Below are 18,228 nucleotides of genomic sequence, written 5' to 3' on the forward strand. Positions count from 1 at the left end.
GTCCTCCCTCGAATCTTTGCAAATCCGAAGGAATCACAGGCCCGCCAATGCCGCTCACCTTTTTTCGGTCAGGCTCTCAGGATGAGGCTGAGCTGCGTCGGGATTCGTTAAAGGTGCAACCACGTGTTCCGCCCTCATCCTGAGGGCCCGCCAACGGCGGGCGTTTCGAAGGATGTGCCGCGGGACGTTTGCGAGTCTCCTAGGCCGGCACGATCACCTTGCCGATCGGCCAGAGCGCGATGCCGGCGAGCTTCAGATGGGCCCAAGCGAAGGGGATGCCGATGATGGTGATCGCGAGGGCCAGGGCGGTGAGGAGATGACCGATCGCCAGCCACCAGCCGGCGAGCACGAACCAGATGATGTTGCCGATCATCCCGAGCGGGCCGGTGCCGATATCCTCGACACCGGTGACCTCATAGCGATTGACCGCCCGCGAGCCGAACGGCATCAGCGTGTAGACGGCGATGTTGAACGCCGCCCGCGCCCAGGGCAGGCCGATGATGGTGACGGCCATGATGATCGCGGCCACCAGCCAGCCGAACGCCATCCAGGCGCCGCCGATGAGGATCCAGAGCAGGTTGAGCAGGATGGAAACAGGAGCCATGGGATGATCCGAAGTTCGATGATCCCATTTGTATAGCACGCTGCGCCGCTCGGGTCTTCGCCGGTTCTCGTTCCCGTAGCCCGGATGGAGCGAAGCGAAATCCGGGGTCTCAATCACGAGCACCGTCCCGGATTGCGCTTCGCTCCATCCGGGCTACAAGGCTGTCAGATCTTACGCCCCGCCTGCTCCCAATAGGGATCGCGCAGGCGGCGCTTGAATATCTTGCCGGAATCTTCGCGCGGCAGCCCGGTGCGGATCTCGATGTGCTTCGGTATCTTGTAGTCGGCGAGTGACGCCTTCAGCCGCGCACGAATATCGCCGGCGTCGAGCGCGATGCCCGCCTGCGGCTCGACCACCGCCATCAGCGCTTCTCCGAACTCGGCGTCGGGAATGCCGAACACCGCGCAATCGTGCACGCCGGGCACGGCGTGCAGCACGGATTCGATCTCGGCCGGGTAGATGTTGACGCCGCCCGAGATCACCATGTCGCGCTTGCGGTCGCAGATGAAGACGTAGCCCTCTTCGTCGATATAGCCGACGTCGCCGGAGGTGATGAAGCCGTCGCGATCGATCTCGGCGCGCTTCTCCGGCTTGTTGTGGTAGGTGAAATCGGCCATCCCGGCCATGCGCGAGTAGATCTCGCCGATCTCACCCACGCCCAGCACGCTTCCGTCCTCACCGATGAAGCGCAGCTCGGCGCCGGGCGAAATCCTGCCGACAGTACCGGGCTTTCTCAGCGCATCCTCGGAGGTCGCGAAGGTGACGGCGCTGGATTCGGTCGAGCCGTAGAATTCGTAGATCACCGGCCCCCACCACTCGATCATGGCGCGCTTGACGTCCGCCGGACAGGGCGCGGCGGCATGGATGATGTGGCGCAGCGAGGAGACGTCGTATTTCTGACGCACCGCCTCCGGCAACTTCATCAGGCGGATGAACATGGTCGGCACCATGAAGATGGTGTCGATTTTGTAGCGCTCGATCAGTTCCAGAAACTCCTCCGCCTCGAAGCGCGGCATCAGCACCAGCGCACCGCCGAGTTTTCCCGCGCGGATGCCGAACGAGTTCGGCGCGGAATGATAGAGCGGGCCCGGCAGGATCGTGCGCGCACCGGGCTTCAGCCCGTAGATCATCGCGCGCATGCGTTCGCCGGCGGCCGCCTGTTCCGGCGTCGGCGCATTGCGCCGTACGCCCTTGGGATGGCCGGTCGTGCCCGAAGTGTAGATCATGTTCATGGGCTGCGGCACGATCGGGCCGTCATAGGGCTGGTGCTGCGCGAGCCAGGATTCGAAATCGATCGCGAAGTCCGGCGTCTTCAGATGATCGGGATCGATTCTGTAGCTGGACAGGATCTCCGGCGGCGTCGGCACGCTGAGCACGGTGACGCCCTTCGGAATGGCATCGCGCAAGGCATGCAGCATGTCGGCATGCCCGATCAGCACGGAGGTGCCGGTATCCTCAAGGATGTAGTCGATCTCCTCCGGCTTGAAGTGCCAGTTGATCGGCACGCCATAGGCGCCCAGCCGCATCGCGGCATAGGCGGCCTCGATGAAGGCGATATCGTTGCGCATCAGCATGCAGACGCAATCGCCCTGCCTGACGCCGATCTTGCTAAGACCGGCGGCGATGCGGTCGGCGCGGTTCGCGACCTCGGCATGGGAGCGGCGGTGCTCGCCGGAGACAATGCCGAGGAATTGGGACGTTTCGCTCATTTGTTGTTTTTCTTTGTTCTTTAGCGACGGTGCCGTTTAGTCGTCATCACCGGGCTTGTCCCGGTGATCCACGTTCTTGCTTCGTCGCCTTGGGCCAAGAACGTGGATGGCCGGGACAAGCCCGGCCATGACGAGACTGAGACTAATCCGCAAATTTCGGCGCGCGCTTCTCCAGATTGGCACGCACTGCCTCGGTCTGGTTCGCGCTGCCGATCAGCTTCTGCTGCTCGACGGACTCGGCGAGCAGCGCGGGACCCGGATCGACCGAGAGATTGTTGAGCAGACGTTTTGCGGCGCGGATCGCATCGGGGCTCTTGCCGGCGATCTCGCGCGCGACTTCGAGCGCGGCAGCGCGCGGGTCGTCGCAGATGCGCGTGGCGAGACCGTAAGCCATCGCCTCCTGCGCGGAGAAGATGCGGCCGGTGTAGGTCAGATCGCGCAAAATGTCGTCGCGCACGAGCGAGGCCAGGATCGGCGTGCCGGCCATGTCGGGCACCAGACCCCATTTGATCTCCATCACCGACATCCGCGCATCGGGCGTGAGAAAGCGCATGTCGGCGCCGAGCGCGAGCTGGAAGCCGCCGCCGAAGGCAACGCCGTGGATCGCGGCGATCACGGGGACCGGAAGCTGGCGCCAGCCCCACACCGCCTGTTGCGCAAAATTCGCCTGGCCATACGTGCGCTTGGTGAGATCGCGATTTTCGCCACCCGGAATTCCGTTGCCGCCCTTTTCCTTCATGGCAGCAAAACGCCCCATGTCGAGACCTGCGCAGAAGGCGCGGCCCTCGCCCGACAGCACGACAACACGCACGCTCTTGTCCTTTGAAAGCCGGTCGGTTGCGGCCACAAGGGCCTCGAACATGGCCTGATCCAGCGCATTCATCTTGTCCGCGCGCACAAGCCGCACGTCGGCGACGCCTTCCGAGATCGAGATCGAGACCCGCTCTTCCATGGATGAATTCTCCCCTGGTTCCTGGCTGTTCTTGTTCGGTGCCGCTTTACAGGACGACGGCGGCCGGATTTAGTCAATCGACCAATTAACTGACAATCCGTACGGGAGAAACAGCCATGTTCAAGGAAAATCTTCTGGCCGGCAGGAACATCCTTGTCACCGGCGGCGGGACCGGGCTCGGCAAGTCGATGGCGGCGCGCTTCCTCCAGCTCGGCGCCGAAGTACACATCTGCGGCCGGCGCAAGATCGTCTGCGACGAGACCGCGACCGAGCTGATGGATCAGTATGGCGGCCGCGTCACCAGCCACGGCGTCGACATCCGCAACGCGCTCGCGGTCGAAGAGATGGTCGAGAACATCTTTCGCGACGGCCCCCTCACCGACCTCATCAACAACGCCGCCGGCAATTTCATCTCGCGCACCGAAGAGCTGTCGCCGCGCGGCTTCGACGCCGTCGCCAACATCGTCATGCACGGCACGTTCTACGTGACGCATGCGGTCGGCAAGCGCTGGATCGCCTTGAAGCAGCCGGGCAACGTCGTCTCGATCACCACGACCTGGGTGCGCAACGGCTCGCCTTACGTGGTGCCGTCGGCGATGAGCAAGTCGGCGATCCATGCCATGACGATGTCGCTCGCGACCGAATGGGGCCGCTACGGCATCCGCCTCAACACCATCGCGCCGGGCGAGATCCCGACCGAGGGCATGAGCAAGCGCATCAAGCCCGGCGACGAGGCCGGCGCGCGCACCAAGGCGATGAACCCGATGGGCCGTGTCGGCACCATGGAGGAGTTACAGAATGTCGCGGTGTTCCTGATCTCCGGTGGTTGCGACTGGATCTCCGGTGAGACCATCGCCATGGACGGCGCGCAGGCGCTCGCCATGGGCGGCAATTTCTACCAGCTCCGCGACTGGAGCGACGACGACTGGACCAATGCGCGGGACTCGATCAAGGCGCAGAACGAGAAGGACCGGGCGAAGCGGGGGTAGTTATTGTCGTCCCGGCGAAGGCCGGGACCCATAACCACAAAACGCAACTTTGCGAAGACAGGTCATTGCTAGTCTCCGCCAAACTACATTCGGTGGCTATGGGTCCCGGCCTTCGCCGGGACGACGTTGTTGAGATAACGACGCCTCACTTCCCCCTCCCCCATCTTGTCTTCACCCGCGGATGACGCCACACTCCGCGGCATAAAAACAAGACGCCACGGGAGAGACATGTCCACCACACAGCCATTGGCGAATCTTGCCGACATGGTGCGCGAGCGCGCGGCGAGCCGCGGCAACGCCGTCGCTTATGGGTTCGAGGGCCGCGTCACCAGCTTTGCCGAGTTCGACGTCAAGACGAACCAGGTCGCCAGCGCGTTGATCGCGATGGGGGTGAACAGGGGCGAGCGCATCGCCTACCTCGGCAAGAACAGCGATATCTATTTCGAACTGCTGTTCGGCGCCATGAAGGCGGGCGTGGTGATGGCGCCGGTGAACTGGCGGCTCGCGGGACCCGAGGTCGCCTTCATCGTGAGCGACTGCAAAGCGCCGGTGCTGTTCGTGGGACCTGAGTTCATCACCCAGGTCCGCCAGATCAGGGACCAGTTGCCGGGCGTGCGCAGCGTCATCACCACCGAAGGCGGCGCACCGGAATGGCTGGATTTTACAGCCTGGCGCGATGCACAGAGTGGCGCCGATCCCAAGATGCCGATCGCGACCCGGGACATCGCGATCCAGCTCTATACGTCGGGCACGACAGGCAAGCCGAAGGGCGCGATGCTGTCGCATGCGAACTTCCTCAACCTCGTGCAGACCGGCAATGCCGAGGACAAGCCCGAATGGAACCGGTGGTCGACCGACGACGTGTCGCTGGTGGCCATGCCGATCTTCCACATCGGCGGCTCCGGCTGGGGCGTCATGGGGCTCTATCACGGCGCCCGCGGCGTGATCGCGCGCGAGTTCGATCCGACAAAAGTGCTGGATTTCTTCGAACAGTCCGGCATCACAAAGCTCTTCATGGTGCCGGCGGCGATGCAGTTCGTGGTGCGGCAGCCGCGCGCCAGGACGGTGGACTTCTCGCGATTGAAATACATGCTGTACGGCGCCTCGCCGATACCGGCGGCGCTGCTGAAGGAATGCATCGACATCTTCAAATGCGGCTTCGTGCAGATGTACGGCATGACCGAGACGACCGGCACCATCGTCGCGCTGCCGCCGGAAGATCACGTCGAGGGGCTGGAGCGGATGCGCTCGGCCGGCAAGGCGCTGCCGGGCATCGAGATCGCGATCCTTGATGTCGACGGCAAGCCGCTGCCGCCGCGCGAGGTCGGCGAGATCGCAACACGCTCGGGCTCCAACATGGCCGGCTACTGGAACCTGCCGGAAGCGACCGCCGCGACGCTGCGCGCCGACGGTTGGCTGCGGACCGGCGACGCCGGCTACATGGACGAAGACGGCTATCTCTACATCCACGACCGCATCAAGGACATGATCATCTCCGGCGGCGAAAACATCTACCCGGCCGAGGTCGAGAGCGCGCTGTGCGATCATCCCGACGTCGCGGAAGCCGCCGTGATCGGCATCCCCGACGACAAATGGGGCGAGGCGGTGAAGGCCGTCGTGGTGATGAAGCCGGGCAAGCAGGCGACCGCCACCGACATCATCAACTTCACCCGCGAGCGCATCGCCGGATTCAAGACGCCGAAGAGCGTGGAGTTCCTGCCTGCGCTGCCGCGGAATCCGAGCGGGAAGATTTTACGGCGGCAGCTGCGCGAGCCGTATTGGGCGGGGAAGGATCGGCGGGTGAATTAGGCCTCCGACCGCCCCACATCGTCGTCCCGGCGAAGGCCGGGACCCATAGCCACCAGGTGTCGTTTGGCGAAGATTGGCAATGGCTGGTCTTCGCCAAATTGCGTTTCGTGGTTATGGGTCCCGGCCTTCGCCGGGACGACGTGGAGAGATAGCCCGCAAAGTCGCCTCAGTGCTTCCCCGGCCCCATATACCCGAACAAAAACCCCGCCACCTTCCGGATCTGGATCTCCTCGCTGCCCTCCGTGATCCGGTAGCGGCGGTGATGGCGGTAGATGTGCTCGAACGGCTTGTGGCGTGAGTAGCCCATGCCGCCGTGGACCTGCATGGCGCGGTCGGCGGATTCGCAGCAGAGGCGGTTTGCCCAGTAGTTGCACATCGAGACGCGGTCGGAGAGCGTGCGCTCGATCTGCTCCTCGGTGAGCTTGTCCATCTCCCAGGCGGTCTTGCGGATCAACAGGCGCAGCATCTCGGCCTGCGTCGCCAGCTCGACCAGCGGGAACTGGATCGCCTGGTTCTCGGCCAGCGCCTTGCCGAACGGCTTTCGCTCGCGCGCATACTTCACGCTCTCGTTGATGCAGTAGACCGCTGCCCCCAATGAACTCGCCGCCTGCCGGATGCGGTTCTGATGGACGAAACATTGCGCCAAAGACAGGCCGCGGCCGACCTCGCCGAACAGCGCGTCCTCAGGCACGAACACATCGGTAAAGCTGACGCGCGGGTGATCGGTCGGCATGTTGAAGGTCCACATGTACTCCTCGATCTTCACGCCATGGCTCTTGGCCGGCACCAGGAAGCAGGTGATGCCGCGCGCATCGCCGTCATTGCCCGACGTCCGCGCGAACAGCGCGCAGTGGGTGGCGACGTGCATGCCGGTCGTCCACATCTTCTCGCCGTTGATGATCCAGCCCTTGACGTTGTCGCGGGTCGCGGGCACCGCGCGCGTTTCCATGTGGGTCGCATCCGAGCCGTGATTGGGCTCGGTCAATCCAAACGTGATGCGGTACTTGCCCTTGATCGAGCCGTCGATCATCGCCTTCTGGTCGTCGCGGCCGTAACGATCCAGCATGGTCGCGACGGGAAAATTGCCGACGATGGAGTGCTCGTTCTGGAGATCATTGTGCAGGCCGAGGCCCTTCGCTGCAAAATGCTCGCGGATCACGGCCATCCAGAGGTTGGAGCCATCCTTGCCGCCATATTGCTTCGCCACCGCAAAGCGCAGATGGCCGGCGGCGTCCGCGAGATCCTTGGCCTTGCGCAGCAGCGCTTCCCATTCGTGGCGCGGCAGGCCGCCATTCTCGAAATCGGTGCGCGCCCATTCGCGGCGGTGGTCGAAGAAGCGGATGTTGTCGTCGGCCTCCTCCAGCGGCTTGATCTCGCGTTCGATGAAACGGTCGAGCTCTGCGAGATAGGCGACGAGATCGGCAGGCAGTGAGAAATCCACGGTTCTCTCCCGAATGATTTTTCGTTTTGCGTTAAGGCGCTACGCGCGCTTTTGCTTCTCACGATTAAGGTGAGAAGAGCGCGCGCAAGTCAAGCAATGCGAGACGTGTGAGAGGCGCAAGGCGCGCCCGCGCAATTCGATGGTGTTGCGGCGCCGACGCGCGCTAGTATAGCCGCAATATTTCCTTCACGAGAAAATGCGGAGCGACCATGGAGCTGAAGTTCTCAAAGGTGGAACGCAAGGGGCCGATCACGATCGTCACGCTGTCGCGGCCCGAGGTCTACAACGCGCTGCACACCGACGCGCATTTTGAGCTCCAGAAGGTGTTCGACGATTTCTCCGCCGATCCCGAGCAGTGGATCGCGATCGTCACCGGCGCCGGCGACAAGGCGTTCTGCGCCGGCAACGATCTGAAGTGGCAGGCGGCCGGCGGCAAGCGCGGCTGGGACAAGGGCGGCTTTGCCGGCCTCACCGCGCGCTTCGACTGCGACAAGCCGATCATCGCCGCCGTCAATGGCGTCGCCATGGGCGGCGGTTTCGAGATCGCGCTGGCCTGCGACCTCATCATTGCCTCGGAGAACGCGACCTTCGCCCTGCCCGAGCCGCGCGTTGGGCTGGCCGCACTCGCGGGCGGCCTGCACCGGCTGCCACGCCAGATCGGGCTGAAGCGCGCCATGGGCATGATCCTCACCGCGCGCCATGTCAGCGCCAAGGAGGGCTATGAGCTCGGCTTCGTCAACGAGGTGGTGCCGCAGGGCGAGGCGCTATCCGGCGCGCTGCGCTGGGCCGAGATGATCACCAAGAACTCGCCGATGTCGATTCGGGCCTCGAAGCAGGCGATCCAGAAGGGCCTCGGCGTTTCGCTGGAGCAGGCGATCGAGGAACAGCGGGAGTATCCGGCGGTGAAAGCGATGGCAGCCTCGCAGGACTACATCGAGGGCCCGAAGGCGTTCTCGGAGAAGCGGCCGCCGAAATGGGTGGGGAAGTAGACTGTTTCCGTCTTGGCCGGGCTTGTCCCGGCCATCCACGCCTCACCGCACGGCGCGAAGAACGTGGATGCCCGGGACGAGCCCGGGCATGACGATGCGGAGAGAGTGGCGCGCCTGCATCAACACCGTCATTGCGAGCGCAACGAAGCCATCCAGGCTGGCTCCGCGGAGGCAGTCTGGATTGCTTCGTCGCAAGGGCTCCTCGCAATGACGGAGGATGGAGTGCCGCCTACCGTTTCGCGACAGTGCGTAGGATGGGTAGAGCGCAGCGAAACCCATCGATGGCCCGCGCAAGGCTTGAGATGATGGGTTTCGCTGCGCTCTACCCATCCTACGGATTTCGTCCGAGCTCCCGCTTGTACGAGGCGTAGTTCGGCTGATCGACCGCGAGCTTGTCCATCGTGGCCGCCCACAGATGCTCGGCGAGGCCCGGCGTTGCCAGGTCGACCTCGCCCTTGGCGATGCGCTCGGCGAGCGCGCGGTTAAGCTCCGTCACCGACCCATCCATGCCCAGCAGCGCGCGCAACCGCTCCACCTCCGCAGCATCACTCCCCTCTTCCCGCGTCAACTGCCGTGTCACGAGATCGAGGATGTTGACGGCGACGCGCAGCTTGAAGGCCTGGTGGCCGGAGATCAGCGGCGCGATGTCGTGGCGGAGGAAATCGGCGACCGATTTGGTCAGCTCGATCGGGGTCGGTTCATCCTGCATGTCAACTCCCCCGCGGCGCCAGCAGCCGCAACAGATCGATCTCGGTCTCGGAGGCGCGGCGGCCGATCATGGCGCGTTCCATCGAATGGTCCGGACCTTCGCGAAATCGCTGCATCATGCCGCCGCACATGATGCCCCAGCGCAGCGTGCCCATCACTTCCCAGAATTTGACACGCGATGGATCGCATTTCCGTCCGGCGGACTCATAGCCGGCGAACAGCTCCTCGCGCGAGCCAAACCCGCCGGCGGGCTTGTCGATCTCGCCAAAACGCCAGGAGTTGACGCAGACCCAGCCGAGATCCTCCATGGGGTCGCCGAGATGGGCGAGCTCCCAGTCGAGCACCGCGCGCACGCCGTCGGCACCGATGATGAGATTGCCGTTGCGGAAATCGCCGTGCACCAGCGTTTCTTCCGCGGAGGGGCCCGGGTCGTGGTCGCGCAGCCAGCGCAGCGCCAGCTCGAACACCGGCTTTGGCCAGTCCAGGCTGCGATAGTCGCGCTCGAAATCGCTGATCTCCTTCGCTGCCGTCATGTGGCGCAGCTCGGGCAGCCTGTCCTGCGGCAGCCTGTGCAGGCCAGCAAGCACCGCGCCGATTTGCCGCGCGAGATGCGGCCGCGCCGCGGCGAATTCATCATCGCGAAGAATCTTGCGCGCGATGGTCTCGCCCTCGACCCGCTGCATGACGAAGCCGGTACCGAGATCGTCGTCGGGCACCAGCACATGCATGACGCGCGGCGACGGCACGCCGGCCTCGAATGCGAGCTGCATCAGCTGCGCTTCGGCAGCGAGGCCCGCTGCACGCGTCGGCGCAGCACCATACCCTTTCGGTGCGCGGCGCAGGATCGCGCCGATCACACCATCGGGATGCGCGATGTCGAAGCGCCAGGTTTCCTGACTGGCGCCGCCGGACAGCCTTGCCACGCCAGCGACACCGGTCGCGCCCGGGCACCAGCGCTGAACGCTGCGGGAGAGTTCGGCCTCGATCATTTGCCTTTGATCATTTGCCGTTGAATTTGGCCGGGCGCTTCTCCAGGAACGCACCGACGCCCTCACGAAAGTCCTGCGTGTCGCCGGCACGGAGCTGGCACTGGAATTCGAGATTGAGCTGATCCTCGAAGGAATTTTCCGGGCTGTCCCAGTAGAGCTTGCGGATCAGCGCCAGCGCGACCGTCGGGCCGCTGGCGAGCTCGCGCGCCAGCTTCATCGCCTCCTCCATCAGCACGCCGTCATCGTAGACGCGGTTGACGAGGCCCCATTCAAGCGCCTTCTCGGACGGGAGCCGCTCGCCCATCAGCGACAATTCGATCGAGCGCGCCTTGCCGATCAGCCGCGGCAGCAGCCAGGTCGAGCCGCAATCCGGCACGAGACCGATACGGCGGAAGGCTTGCAGGAAATAGGAGGAGCGCGCGCACAGGATCATGTCGCCGAGCAGCGCGAAGCTCATGCCGGCGCCGGCCGCCGGGCCGTTGACCGCGGTCACGATCGGGCAATGCAGATTGCGGATGCGGCGCAGGAAGGGATGGAAGCCGGTCTCGAGCGTCAGGCCGGCCTTGGTCTTCTTCGACTGGTTGTTGCGGCCCTGGAGATTCGCGCCGGTGCAGAACGCCCGCCCCGCACCCGTCAGCACGACGCAGCGCACCTCGTCCTTCTTCTCCTCGATCGCGTCGAGCGCTTCCGCGAGACCGCCCAGCATGTCGATGGAGACCGCGTTCATCACCTCCTGATGGTCGAGCTTGAGGATCGCGACCGAACCATCGAGATCGAGCGTGACGTGTTTGAACTGCATGGTTTCCTCGTGAGTTGCGGCCTGTGCCAGTTTCGCAGACCGGAATTGCTTTTGCCGGGACGCATATTTGATTTTTGGCGCGGTCTTGTCCATGGTGATCGGAGCATAGCAAGCAATCTTGCGCGCAGCGGCTGATGCGCGTCAGGCCAGGAAGTCTTGCCAAAAACAGGAAACGCGCCATGAACCTTTTCGACCTCACCGGCCGCGTCGCCGTGATCACCGGCGGCAATGGCGGCATCGGGCTTGGCATCGCGCAGGCACTGGCGGGCCAGGGCTGCAGCGTCTCGATCTGGGGTCGCAATGCTGACAAGAACAAGGCTGCTGCCGCGAGCATGGCGGGGCTATCAGGCAAGGTCGACGTGCGGGTCTGCGACGTCACCGACCCGGCCTCGGTCAATGCCGCGATGAAGGCCACGCTCGACATTTTCGGCCGGGTCGACGGCTGCTTCGCCAATGCCGGCATCGGCGGCGGCGGCCGGCGCTCCTTCATCGAACGCACCGAGGAGGAATGGCGCACGATGTTCGCGACCAATCTCGACGGCGTATTCCACGCGTTCCAGGCTGCCGCAAGACACATGACCGAGCGCGCCGAGGCCGGCGATCCCTTCGGCCGGCTGGTTGCGACCTCGAGCCTCGCCTCGATCTTCGGCACCGCGCGCAACGAGCACTATGCCGCGACCAAGGCCGCGATCAACGCACTGGTACGCGCGCTCGGCGTCGAGCTGGCGCGCCACGGCGTCACCGCGAATGCGATCCTGCCCGGCTGGATCAAGAGCGACATGACCTCGGGCCTGATGGCCAACGACAAGTTCGTCGCCAACGTGATGCCGCGCATGCCGGTGCGGCGCTTCGGAGAGGCCAGCGATTTCGGCGGCATCGCGGTGTATCTGATGAGCAAGGCGTCGTCGTATCACACGGCGGATACGTTCGTGATCGACGGCGGCTATACGGCGTTTTGATTTCATGATGAGGGGACGGGCAAATGTTTTCACACGTGATGATCGGCACCAACGACCTCGACAAAGCCAAGGCGTTCTACGACAGCCTGCTCGGCACGCTCGAGGTGCGCCCGGCCAGGGTTGACGGCCACCGCATCTTCTACATCACCAAGACCGGCGTGTTCTCGGTCACGAAACCGATCAACGGCGAGGCAGCGACGTGCGCGAATGGCGGCACCATCGGCTTTGCCTGCAATTCGCCGGAACAGGTCGACGCCTGGCATATTGCCGGCGTCGCCGCTGGCGGCATCCCTTGCGAAGATCCGCCCGGCGTCCGGCAAGGTCCGGGCGTCAAGCTGTATCTTGCGTATTTGCGTGACCTCGACGGCAACAAGATCTGCGCGATGCATCGGATGGCGAGCTGAGGTATGCCGGACTCTCCTCGTCATTGTGAGGAGCTCTTGCGACGAAGCAATCCAGACTGCCGCCGCGGTAAGATTCTGGATTGCTTCGCTGCGCTCGCAATGACGGGATCCTGGGCACCGGTCCGTACTCCATCCACATCACGTCCGCCGCACCATTCAAACAACATTTCAAACGCCCGCGATATTCCATCGCGTGGCATGGCTCGCGTTGGAAAATGCGCGCTCGCACTTTGGCGACGCTGCGACTATTCTCTCCTCCAGCACGATCTCAGCGACCCCGGGAGGAACAATGACAAAACACACCTATATTCCCCGCACCACCAACTACACCCTCAATCCCGGCGACGAGCTCAACGACCTCCGGATGTCGGACCAGGTCCGGCCGCTCTATGATCACGTCAGGAAGTTCATTCGCGACACCGTCGAGCCGATGTCGATCGAGTTCGCCAAGGCAGGCGAAGGCAAGGAAGACCGCTGGAGCTTTACGCCCAAGCAGCTCGAGGTGCTGGAGAAGGCCAAGAACAAGGCCAAGCAGGAAGGCCTCTGGAACTTCTTCCTGCCCGACGACGAGACCGGCCAGGGCCTGAAGAATCTCGACTACGCCTATATCGCATCCGAGCTCGGCAAGAGCCCGCTGGCCTCGGAGAGCATGAACTGCTCGGCGCCGGACACCGGCAACATGGAGGTGCTGGAGCGCGTCGGCACCAAGGAGCAGAAGGAGAAGTGGCTGAAGCCGCTGATGAACGGCGAGATCCGCTCGGCCTATGTCATGACCGAGCCGAACGTCGCCTCCTCCGACGCCAAGAACATCTCGACCAGCGCAAAGCTCGTCGGCGACGAATGGGTCATCAACGGCGAGAAGTATTACATCTCCGGCGTCGGCGATCCCCGTTGCAAGATCCTCATCGTGATGGTGAAGACCAATCCGGATGCGGCGCCGAGCAAGCAGCAGTCGCAGATCCTGGTGCCGCGCGACACGCCCGGCGTCGAGGTGCTCGGCCCCATGTACGTGTTCGGCCAGGACCACGCCCCGCGCGGCCACATGCACATGCGCTTCAACAACGTCCGCGTGCCCAAGGAGAACATTCTGCTCGGCGAAGGCCGCGGCTTCGAGATCTCGCAGCTTCGGCTCGGCCCGGGCCGCATCCATCACTGCATGCGCACCATCGGCAAGGCCGAGAAGGCGCTCGATTTGATGGTGCAGCGCGGCCTCACCCGCGAAGCCTTCGGCAAGAAGATCGCCCATCTCGGCGGCAACATGCAGATCATCGCGCAGGCGCGCTGCGAGATCGAGGCGATGCGGCTGATGGTGTTGAAGGCCGCCAAGGCCATGGACGTGCTCGGCAACAAGGAAGCCCGCGTCTGGGTCTCCATGGTCAAGGCCATGGTGCCGGAGCGCGCCTGCAAGATCATCGACCAGTCGATCCAGATGCACGGCGCCACCGGCATCTCGCACTGGACCCCGCTCGCCGAAATGTACCAGGACGTCCGCCATCTGCGCTTCGCGGACGGTCCGGACGAGGTGCACTGGATGGTGGTGGGACGCCACGAGCTGAGCATGGCGTGATCTTTCTTCCCCTTCTCCCCGCCTGGGGGGAGAAGGTTGGGATGAGGGGGAGGCTCAGCAAGGACGGTGACAATTGGATTCGCGGAGAGTCCCCCCTCACCCGGAATTCAAGCGAAGCTTGAATTCCGACCTCTCCCCGCAAGCGGGGCGAGGTGAAGCAAGCACCACCTACGACGCGGCGACCTCGCCGATCTTGTCCTGCGTCCTGGTCTCGAAATCGCCGGCATCATGCCGCTCGTGGAGCTGGCTGGCGGGATCGCCGGAGACGCGGTTGACCATGCGGCCGCGCTTGACGGCCGGGCGCTTGGCGATCTGGTCGGTCCAGCGCTGCACGTGCTTGTAGTCCTGCACGGACAGGAATTCGCCCGCGCCGTAGACCAGCCCCTTGGCGAGCGCGCCGTACCACGGCCACACCGCCATGTCGGCAATGGTGTATTCGCTGCCGGCGAGATATTCGTTGTCGGCGAGCCGGCGGTCGAGCACGTCGAGCTGGCGCTTGGTCTCCATCGCAAAACGGTCGATGGCATATTCGATCTTAGTCGGCGCGTAGGCGTAGAAATGGCCGAAGCCACCGCCGAGATAGGGCGCGCTGCCCATCTGCCAGAACAGCCACGACATCGCTTCAGTGCGGCTCTTGATGTCCTTCGGCAGGAAAGCGCCGAACTTTTCCGCGAGATAAAGCAGGATCGAGCCGGACTCGAACACCCGGATCGGCTCCGGGCCGGAGCGGTCCATCAGCGCCGGGATTTTGGAATTCGGATTGATGTCGACAAAGCCGCTGCCGAACTGGTCGCCATTGCCGATCTTGATCAGCCAGGCGTCGTACTCCGCGCCCTTGTGGCCGAGCGCCAGAAGCTCCTCCAGCATCACGGTGACTTTGACGCCGTTCGGCGTCGCCAGCGAATAGAGCTGGAAGGGATGCTTGCCGACCGGCAGCTCCTTGTCGTGGGTCGGACCGGCGATCGGCCGGTTGATGCTGGCGAACTGCCCGCCGTTCTCCTTGTTCCAGGTCCAGACTTTCGGCGGCACGTAGGCAGGGGTGTCGGTCATGGGAGGGCTCCGGCGAAAAAGATGCGCCTGCATTAATTAGCCCACGGACGGCCGATGACAAGGCCTGCCGGGTCTGCGTCCGACGCGGGCCTCGGGTCCGCGTCATGCGTCCGGCCTATCACGCCCGCACGGCAGGGCGCCGGTTCGAGCCGCGAACCCTCATACCCGTTTGCGGCGACCTCGTCGCAAAGCCGCTATTTGGCGCCGATGCCCACCGACATGGCGCGTGAAGATCCGCAGCTTGCTTCGCCTCATTCGCACGACGGAATGGCTATCCCGATTGACGACGCCTGCACGCAAGAACAGCGGAGGAATCCGGCATGGCATCACCGGTAATGATGAGTTAGCGTCGCCGCCGCTTCGCCCGCTAAAGCAACGAGACGCGAAGGCATGCCGGAGGGAACGATGAAATCGCCGATCTGCGAAATGCTGGGCATCGAGTTCCCGCTGCTCGCCTTCAGCCATTGCCGCGATGTCGTCGCCGCCGTTAGCCGTGCCGGCGGATTTGGCGTGTTAGGTGCGACCGTGCACACGCCTGATACCCTCGAACGCGAGCTGAGATGGATCGACGAGCACGTCGACGGCAAACCTTACGGCGTCGACGTGCTGATCCCCGAAAACATCTCGACTGCGGGCGAAAAGGACGTCACCTGGAAGAGCCTTGAAGCGCGCGTGCCACAGGAGCACCGCAACTACACGCGCGATCTCCTGAAGAAATACGACATCGAACTCACGACCACCGAGGTCGCCGACAACCAGCCGCAGCCGTTCGATGCCAGGACCGCGTTGGAGCTGCTGGAGGTCTCGTTCAACCACCCGATCCGCCTGATCGCCAATGCCCTGGGCGTGCCGCCGAAGGCCATGATCGAGATGGGCAGGAAGCACGGCGTGCCGGTCGCGGCGCTGGTCGGCGCCAAGGAGCACGCGCTGCGCCAGGTCGCGGCCGGCGTCGATATTCTCGTGGTCCAGGGCACCGAAGCCGGCGGCCATTGCGGCGAGGTCTCGACCATGGTGCTGGTGCCGGAAGTGATCAAGGCGATCAAGCCGATCCGCGACGTGCCGGTGCTGGCCGCCGGCGGCATCATGACGGGACGGCAGATGGCAGCCTGCATGGCGATGGGTGCCGCGGGCGCCTGGACCGGCTCGGTGTGGCTTGCCACCGTCGAGGCCGAGACCACGGAGATCTTTCGCGAGAAGATGATCGCGGCATCGTCGCGCGATGCGGTGCGCTCGAAGGGCCGTACCGGAAAGCCGGCACGGCAGCTTCGCTCGGTCTGGACCGACGCCTGGGATCGCGCACCCGAGAGCCCCGGCGCATTGCCGATGCCGCTGCAAAGCATCATCAGCCGCGACGCCTTCAATTCGATCGACCGCGCGGCGGCGGGCGGCAACGCGAAGGCGCGCGATCTCGTGAGTTACTTCGTCGGCCAGGGCGTCGGGCTGATCGACAGCGTGAAGTCGGCCGGCGCGGTGGTGCAGGAGTTCAAGGAAGAGTTTGCCGAAGCCGTCGAGCATATGAATGCACTGGTGGCGGAATGAATGGTGTGTGTGGCCCATCCTTCGAGGCTCGCCAAGCGCCGCAAGCGTCGCTCGGCTCGCACCTCAGGATGACGCTTCCCCCGTAGCCGTCATCCTGAGGTGCCGTAGCGTAGCGAAGGCCTCGAAGGACGACGGCGTGCCCAAGATCTGAAACGTGAAGCAAGAAGAAATGACCAACATCCCCGAAGACCGCATCCCCGTCATCGTCGGCGTCGGCGAGATCGTCGACCGCCCCAAGGAGATCACCGATGGCCTCGAGCCGCTCGACCTGCTCGAACAGGCGCTGCGGCGCGCGGAAGCAGATGCCGCCGCAAAGCTGCTCGGCGAGGTGCAATCGCTCGACGTCGTCAACTTCCTGAGCTGGCGATATCGCGATCCGGAGAAGCTGCTGGCGCAACGGCTCGGCATCACGCCTTCGCATTGCTATTACGGCCCGGTCGGCGGCGAGAGCCCGATCCGCTACATCCACGAGGCAGCAAAGCGCATCGCGCGCGGTGAATGCGATGTTGCCGCAGTTTGCGGCGCGGAGGCGCAGTCGACGGCGACCAAGGCGGAGCGCGCCGGCGCCAAGCTGCCATGGACGCCGTTCGCCCATGACGTCGAGGAGCCGAAACGCGGCGCAGCGTTCCAGAAACCGTTGGCCGTGAAGCTCGGCGTGTTCCGGCCCGTAACCGTCTATCCGTTCTATGAAGCGGCATCATCCGCCCATTGGGGCCAGACGCCGCGCGAGGCGATGGCGGAGTCGGGTACACTATGGTCGCGCTATTCCGAGGCCGCCGCGCAAAATCCCAACGCCTGGCTGAAGCGGCGCTATGCGCCCGACGAAATCACGACGCCGACCGCGGACAACCGTCTCATCGCGTGGCCCTACAACAAGCTCATGGTTGCCAATCCGAGCGTCAACATGGGCGGCGCGCTGCTGCTCACCAGCCTCGCCAAAGCGCGTGCGGCCGGCATCGCCGATGACAGGCTGGTCTACCCGCTCGGCGGCGCCTCGGCCGAGGAGCCGCGCGACTATCTCGTGCGCGACCAGTTTTACGAGAGCCATCCGCAGAACGCCGTTTTGAAAGCCGTGACGGATCTCGCCGGCGGCGACGGCACGACGTTCGACGCGATCGAGCTCTATAGCTGCTTTCCGTGCGTGCCCAAGATGGCGCGGCGGACACTGGGCCTGGGTGCGGACGTGCAGCCGACCGTGACCGGCGGTCTCACCTTCTTCGGCGCGCCGCTCAACACCTACATGACGCATGCGGCCTGCGCGATGGTGCGGCGTGTGCGCGACGGCGCAAAGCTCGGCCTGCTCTACGGCCAGGGCGGCTTCGTCACCAAGCATCATGCGCTGGTCGTGTCGAAGGTGCCGCCGCGTGAAGCATTGGCACAGGAGACGAGCGTGCAGGCGGCGGCAGACAGCAACAAGCGCGCGGTGCCGGAGTTCGTCACGGATGTCTCAGGCAAGGGCAAGGTCGAGAGCTTTACGGTGCTCTACGGCCGGGGCGGCGATGTCGAGCACGGCGTGGTGATGCTGCGGACGGAAGATGACAGGCGCACGCTGGCGCGGGTTCCCGCGAGCGATACGGCGACGCTGGCACATCTGCTCGACTTGAACCGCACGCCGGTCGGCTCGCTGGGCGAGATCGCGATGGCCGCCGATGGCGTGCCGGAGTGGCGGGTGGCGTAGCGAGCTCTCGTGTCCCGGACGCGGTGCGGCGCGAAGTGCCGC

General features: G+C 64.5%; 16 protein-coding genes. 8 read left to right on the forward strand and 8 right to left on the reverse strand.

The genetic code is table 11. The features are described 5' to 3' along the window. Positions 1–199: 199 nt before the first annotated feature. From JQ591_RS15655 to JQ591_RS15665, 3 genes are all read right to left on the reverse strand, one after another. Positions 200–604: a YccF domain-containing protein gene (locus tag JQ591_RS15655; RefSeq protein WP_211396913.1), complete on the reverse strand. Its 405-nt coding sequence runs from the start codon at positions 602–604 to the stop codon at positions 200–202. A gap of 164 nt (positions 605–768) precedes the next feature. Beyond that, entirely contained in the window at positions 769–2,313 is a 1,545-nt protein-coding gene (locus JQ591_RS15660) for an acyl-CoA synthetase (protein WP_211396914.1), read from the reverse strand. Positions 2,314–2,455: 142 nt separating this feature from the next. Continuing rightward, complete coding sequence (locus tag JQ591_RS15665) at positions 2,456–3,265, reverse strand: crotonase/enoyl-CoA hydratase family protein (protein WP_211396915.1); 810 nt, start codon at positions 3,263–3,265, stop codon at positions 2,456–2,458. A 116-nt stretch (positions 3,266–3,381) separates the two neighbouring features. Between JQ591_RS15665 and JQ591_RS15670 the strand changes: the two genes are divergently transcribed. Continuing rightward, positions 3,382–4,254: an SDR family oxidoreductase gene (locus JQ591_RS15670; protein ID WP_211396916.1), complete on the forward strand. Its 873-nt coding sequence runs from the start codon at positions 3,382–3,384 to the stop codon at positions 4,252–4,254. Between the two features lie 228 nt (positions 4,255–4,482). Further along, positions 4,483–6,063, forward strand: coding sequence for a fatty acid--CoA ligase (locus JQ591_RS15675; protein ID WP_211396917.1), 1,581 nt, complete (start codon positions 4,483–4,485; stop codon positions 6,061–6,063). 166 nt (positions 6,064–6,229) lie between these two features. Here JQ591_RS15675 and JQ591_RS15680 read toward each other — a convergent pair whose 3' ends face one another. Next, positions 6,230–7,504 (reverse strand): acyl-CoA dehydrogenase family protein, encoded by a 1,275-nt coding sequence (locus JQ591_RS15680; RefSeq protein ID WP_211396918.1) that lies wholly within the window; start codon positions 7,502–7,504, stop codon positions 6,230–6,232. Between the two features lie 209 nt (positions 7,505–7,713). Here JQ591_RS15680 and JQ591_RS15685 point away from each other — a divergent pair, with 209 nt between their 5' ends. Continuing rightward, complete coding sequence (locus JQ591_RS15685; RefSeq protein WP_211396919.1) at positions 7,714–8,493, forward strand: enoyl-CoA hydratase-related protein; 780 nt, start codon at positions 7,714–7,716, stop codon at positions 8,491–8,493. Between the two features lie 331 nt (positions 8,494–8,824). Here JQ591_RS15685 and JQ591_RS15690 read toward each other — a convergent pair whose 3' ends face one another. Genes JQ591_RS15690 through JQ591_RS15700 form a run of 3 tightly spaced genes read right to left on the reverse strand, consistent with a single transcriptional unit; the run spans position 8,825 to position 10,989 of the window. Continuing rightward, positions 8,825–9,202, reverse strand: coding sequence for a DUF6285 domain-containing protein (locus tag JQ591_RS15690; protein WP_211396920.1), 378 nt, complete (start codon positions 9,200–9,202; stop codon positions 8,825–8,827). A gap of 1 nt (position 9,203) precedes the next feature. After that, positions 9,204–10,190 carry a phosphotransferase family protein gene (locus tag JQ591_RS15695; RefSeq protein ID WP_211396921.1) on the reverse strand — a complete coding sequence of 329 codons (987 nt, stop codon included), beginning with the start codon at positions 10,188–10,190 and terminating at the stop codon, positions 9,204–9,206. A 10-nt stretch (positions 10,191–10,200) separates the two neighbouring features. Further along, on the reverse strand, positions 10,201–10,989 hold the full coding sequence (locus JQ591_RS15700; RefSeq protein WP_211396922.1) for an enoyl-CoA hydratase/isomerase: 789 nt from the start codon (positions 10,987–10,989) through the stop codon (positions 10,201–10,203). A gap of 179 nt (positions 10,990–11,168) precedes the next feature. Between JQ591_RS15700 and JQ591_RS15705 the strand changes: the two genes are divergently transcribed. From JQ591_RS15705 to JQ591_RS15715, 3 genes are all read left to right on the forward strand, one after another. Continuing rightward, the gene (locus tag JQ591_RS15705; protein ID WP_211396923.1) at positions 11,169–11,948 is read left to right on the forward strand and encodes an SDR family NAD(P)-dependent oxidoreductase; all 780 of its coding nucleotides are present in this window, start codon (positions 11,169–11,171) and stop codon (positions 11,946–11,948) included. Positions 11,949–11,971: 23 nt separating this feature from the next. After that, a complete protein-coding gene (locus JQ591_RS15710; RefSeq protein WP_211396924.1) occupies positions 11,972–12,352 on the forward strand; it encodes a VOC family protein in 381 nt (126 codons plus the stop codon). A gap of 289 nt (positions 12,353–12,641) precedes the next feature. Next, entirely contained in the window at positions 12,642–13,919 is a 1,278-nt protein-coding gene (locus JQ591_RS15715) for an acyl-CoA dehydrogenase family protein (protein ID WP_027516797.1), read from the forward strand. A gap of 168 nt (positions 13,920–14,087) precedes the next feature. Here the strand turns inward: JQ591_RS15715 and yghU are convergent, their stop codons facing one another. Continuing rightward, a complete protein-coding gene (yghU, locus tag JQ591_RS15720) occupies positions 14,088–14,969 on the reverse strand; it encodes a glutathione-dependent disulfide-bond oxidoreductase (protein ID WP_211396925.1) in 882 nt (293 codons plus the stop codon). Positions 14,970–15,374: 405 nt separating this feature from the next. Here yghU and JQ591_RS15725 point away from each other — a divergent pair, with 405 nt between their 5' ends. After that, positions 15,375–16,508, forward strand: a complete 1,134-nt coding sequence (locus JQ591_RS15725) for a nitronate monooxygenase (RefSeq protein ID WP_211396926.1) — start codon at positions 15,375–15,377, stop codon at positions 16,506–16,508. Positions 16,509–16,677: 169 nt separating this feature from the next. Next, positions 16,678–18,186 (forward strand): acetyl-CoA acetyltransferase, encoded by a 1,509-nt coding sequence (locus tag JQ591_RS15730; protein ID WP_211397251.1) that lies wholly within the window; start codon positions 16,678–16,680, stop codon positions 18,184–18,186. Positions 18,187–18,228: the final 42 nt, after the last annotated feature.

It is taken from the genome of Bradyrhizobium canariense (genome assembly GCF_018130465.1).
GTDB classification, from domain to species: Bacteria; Pseudomonadota; Alphaproteobacteria; order Rhizobiales; family Xanthobacteraceae; genus Bradyrhizobium; species Bradyrhizobium canariense_C.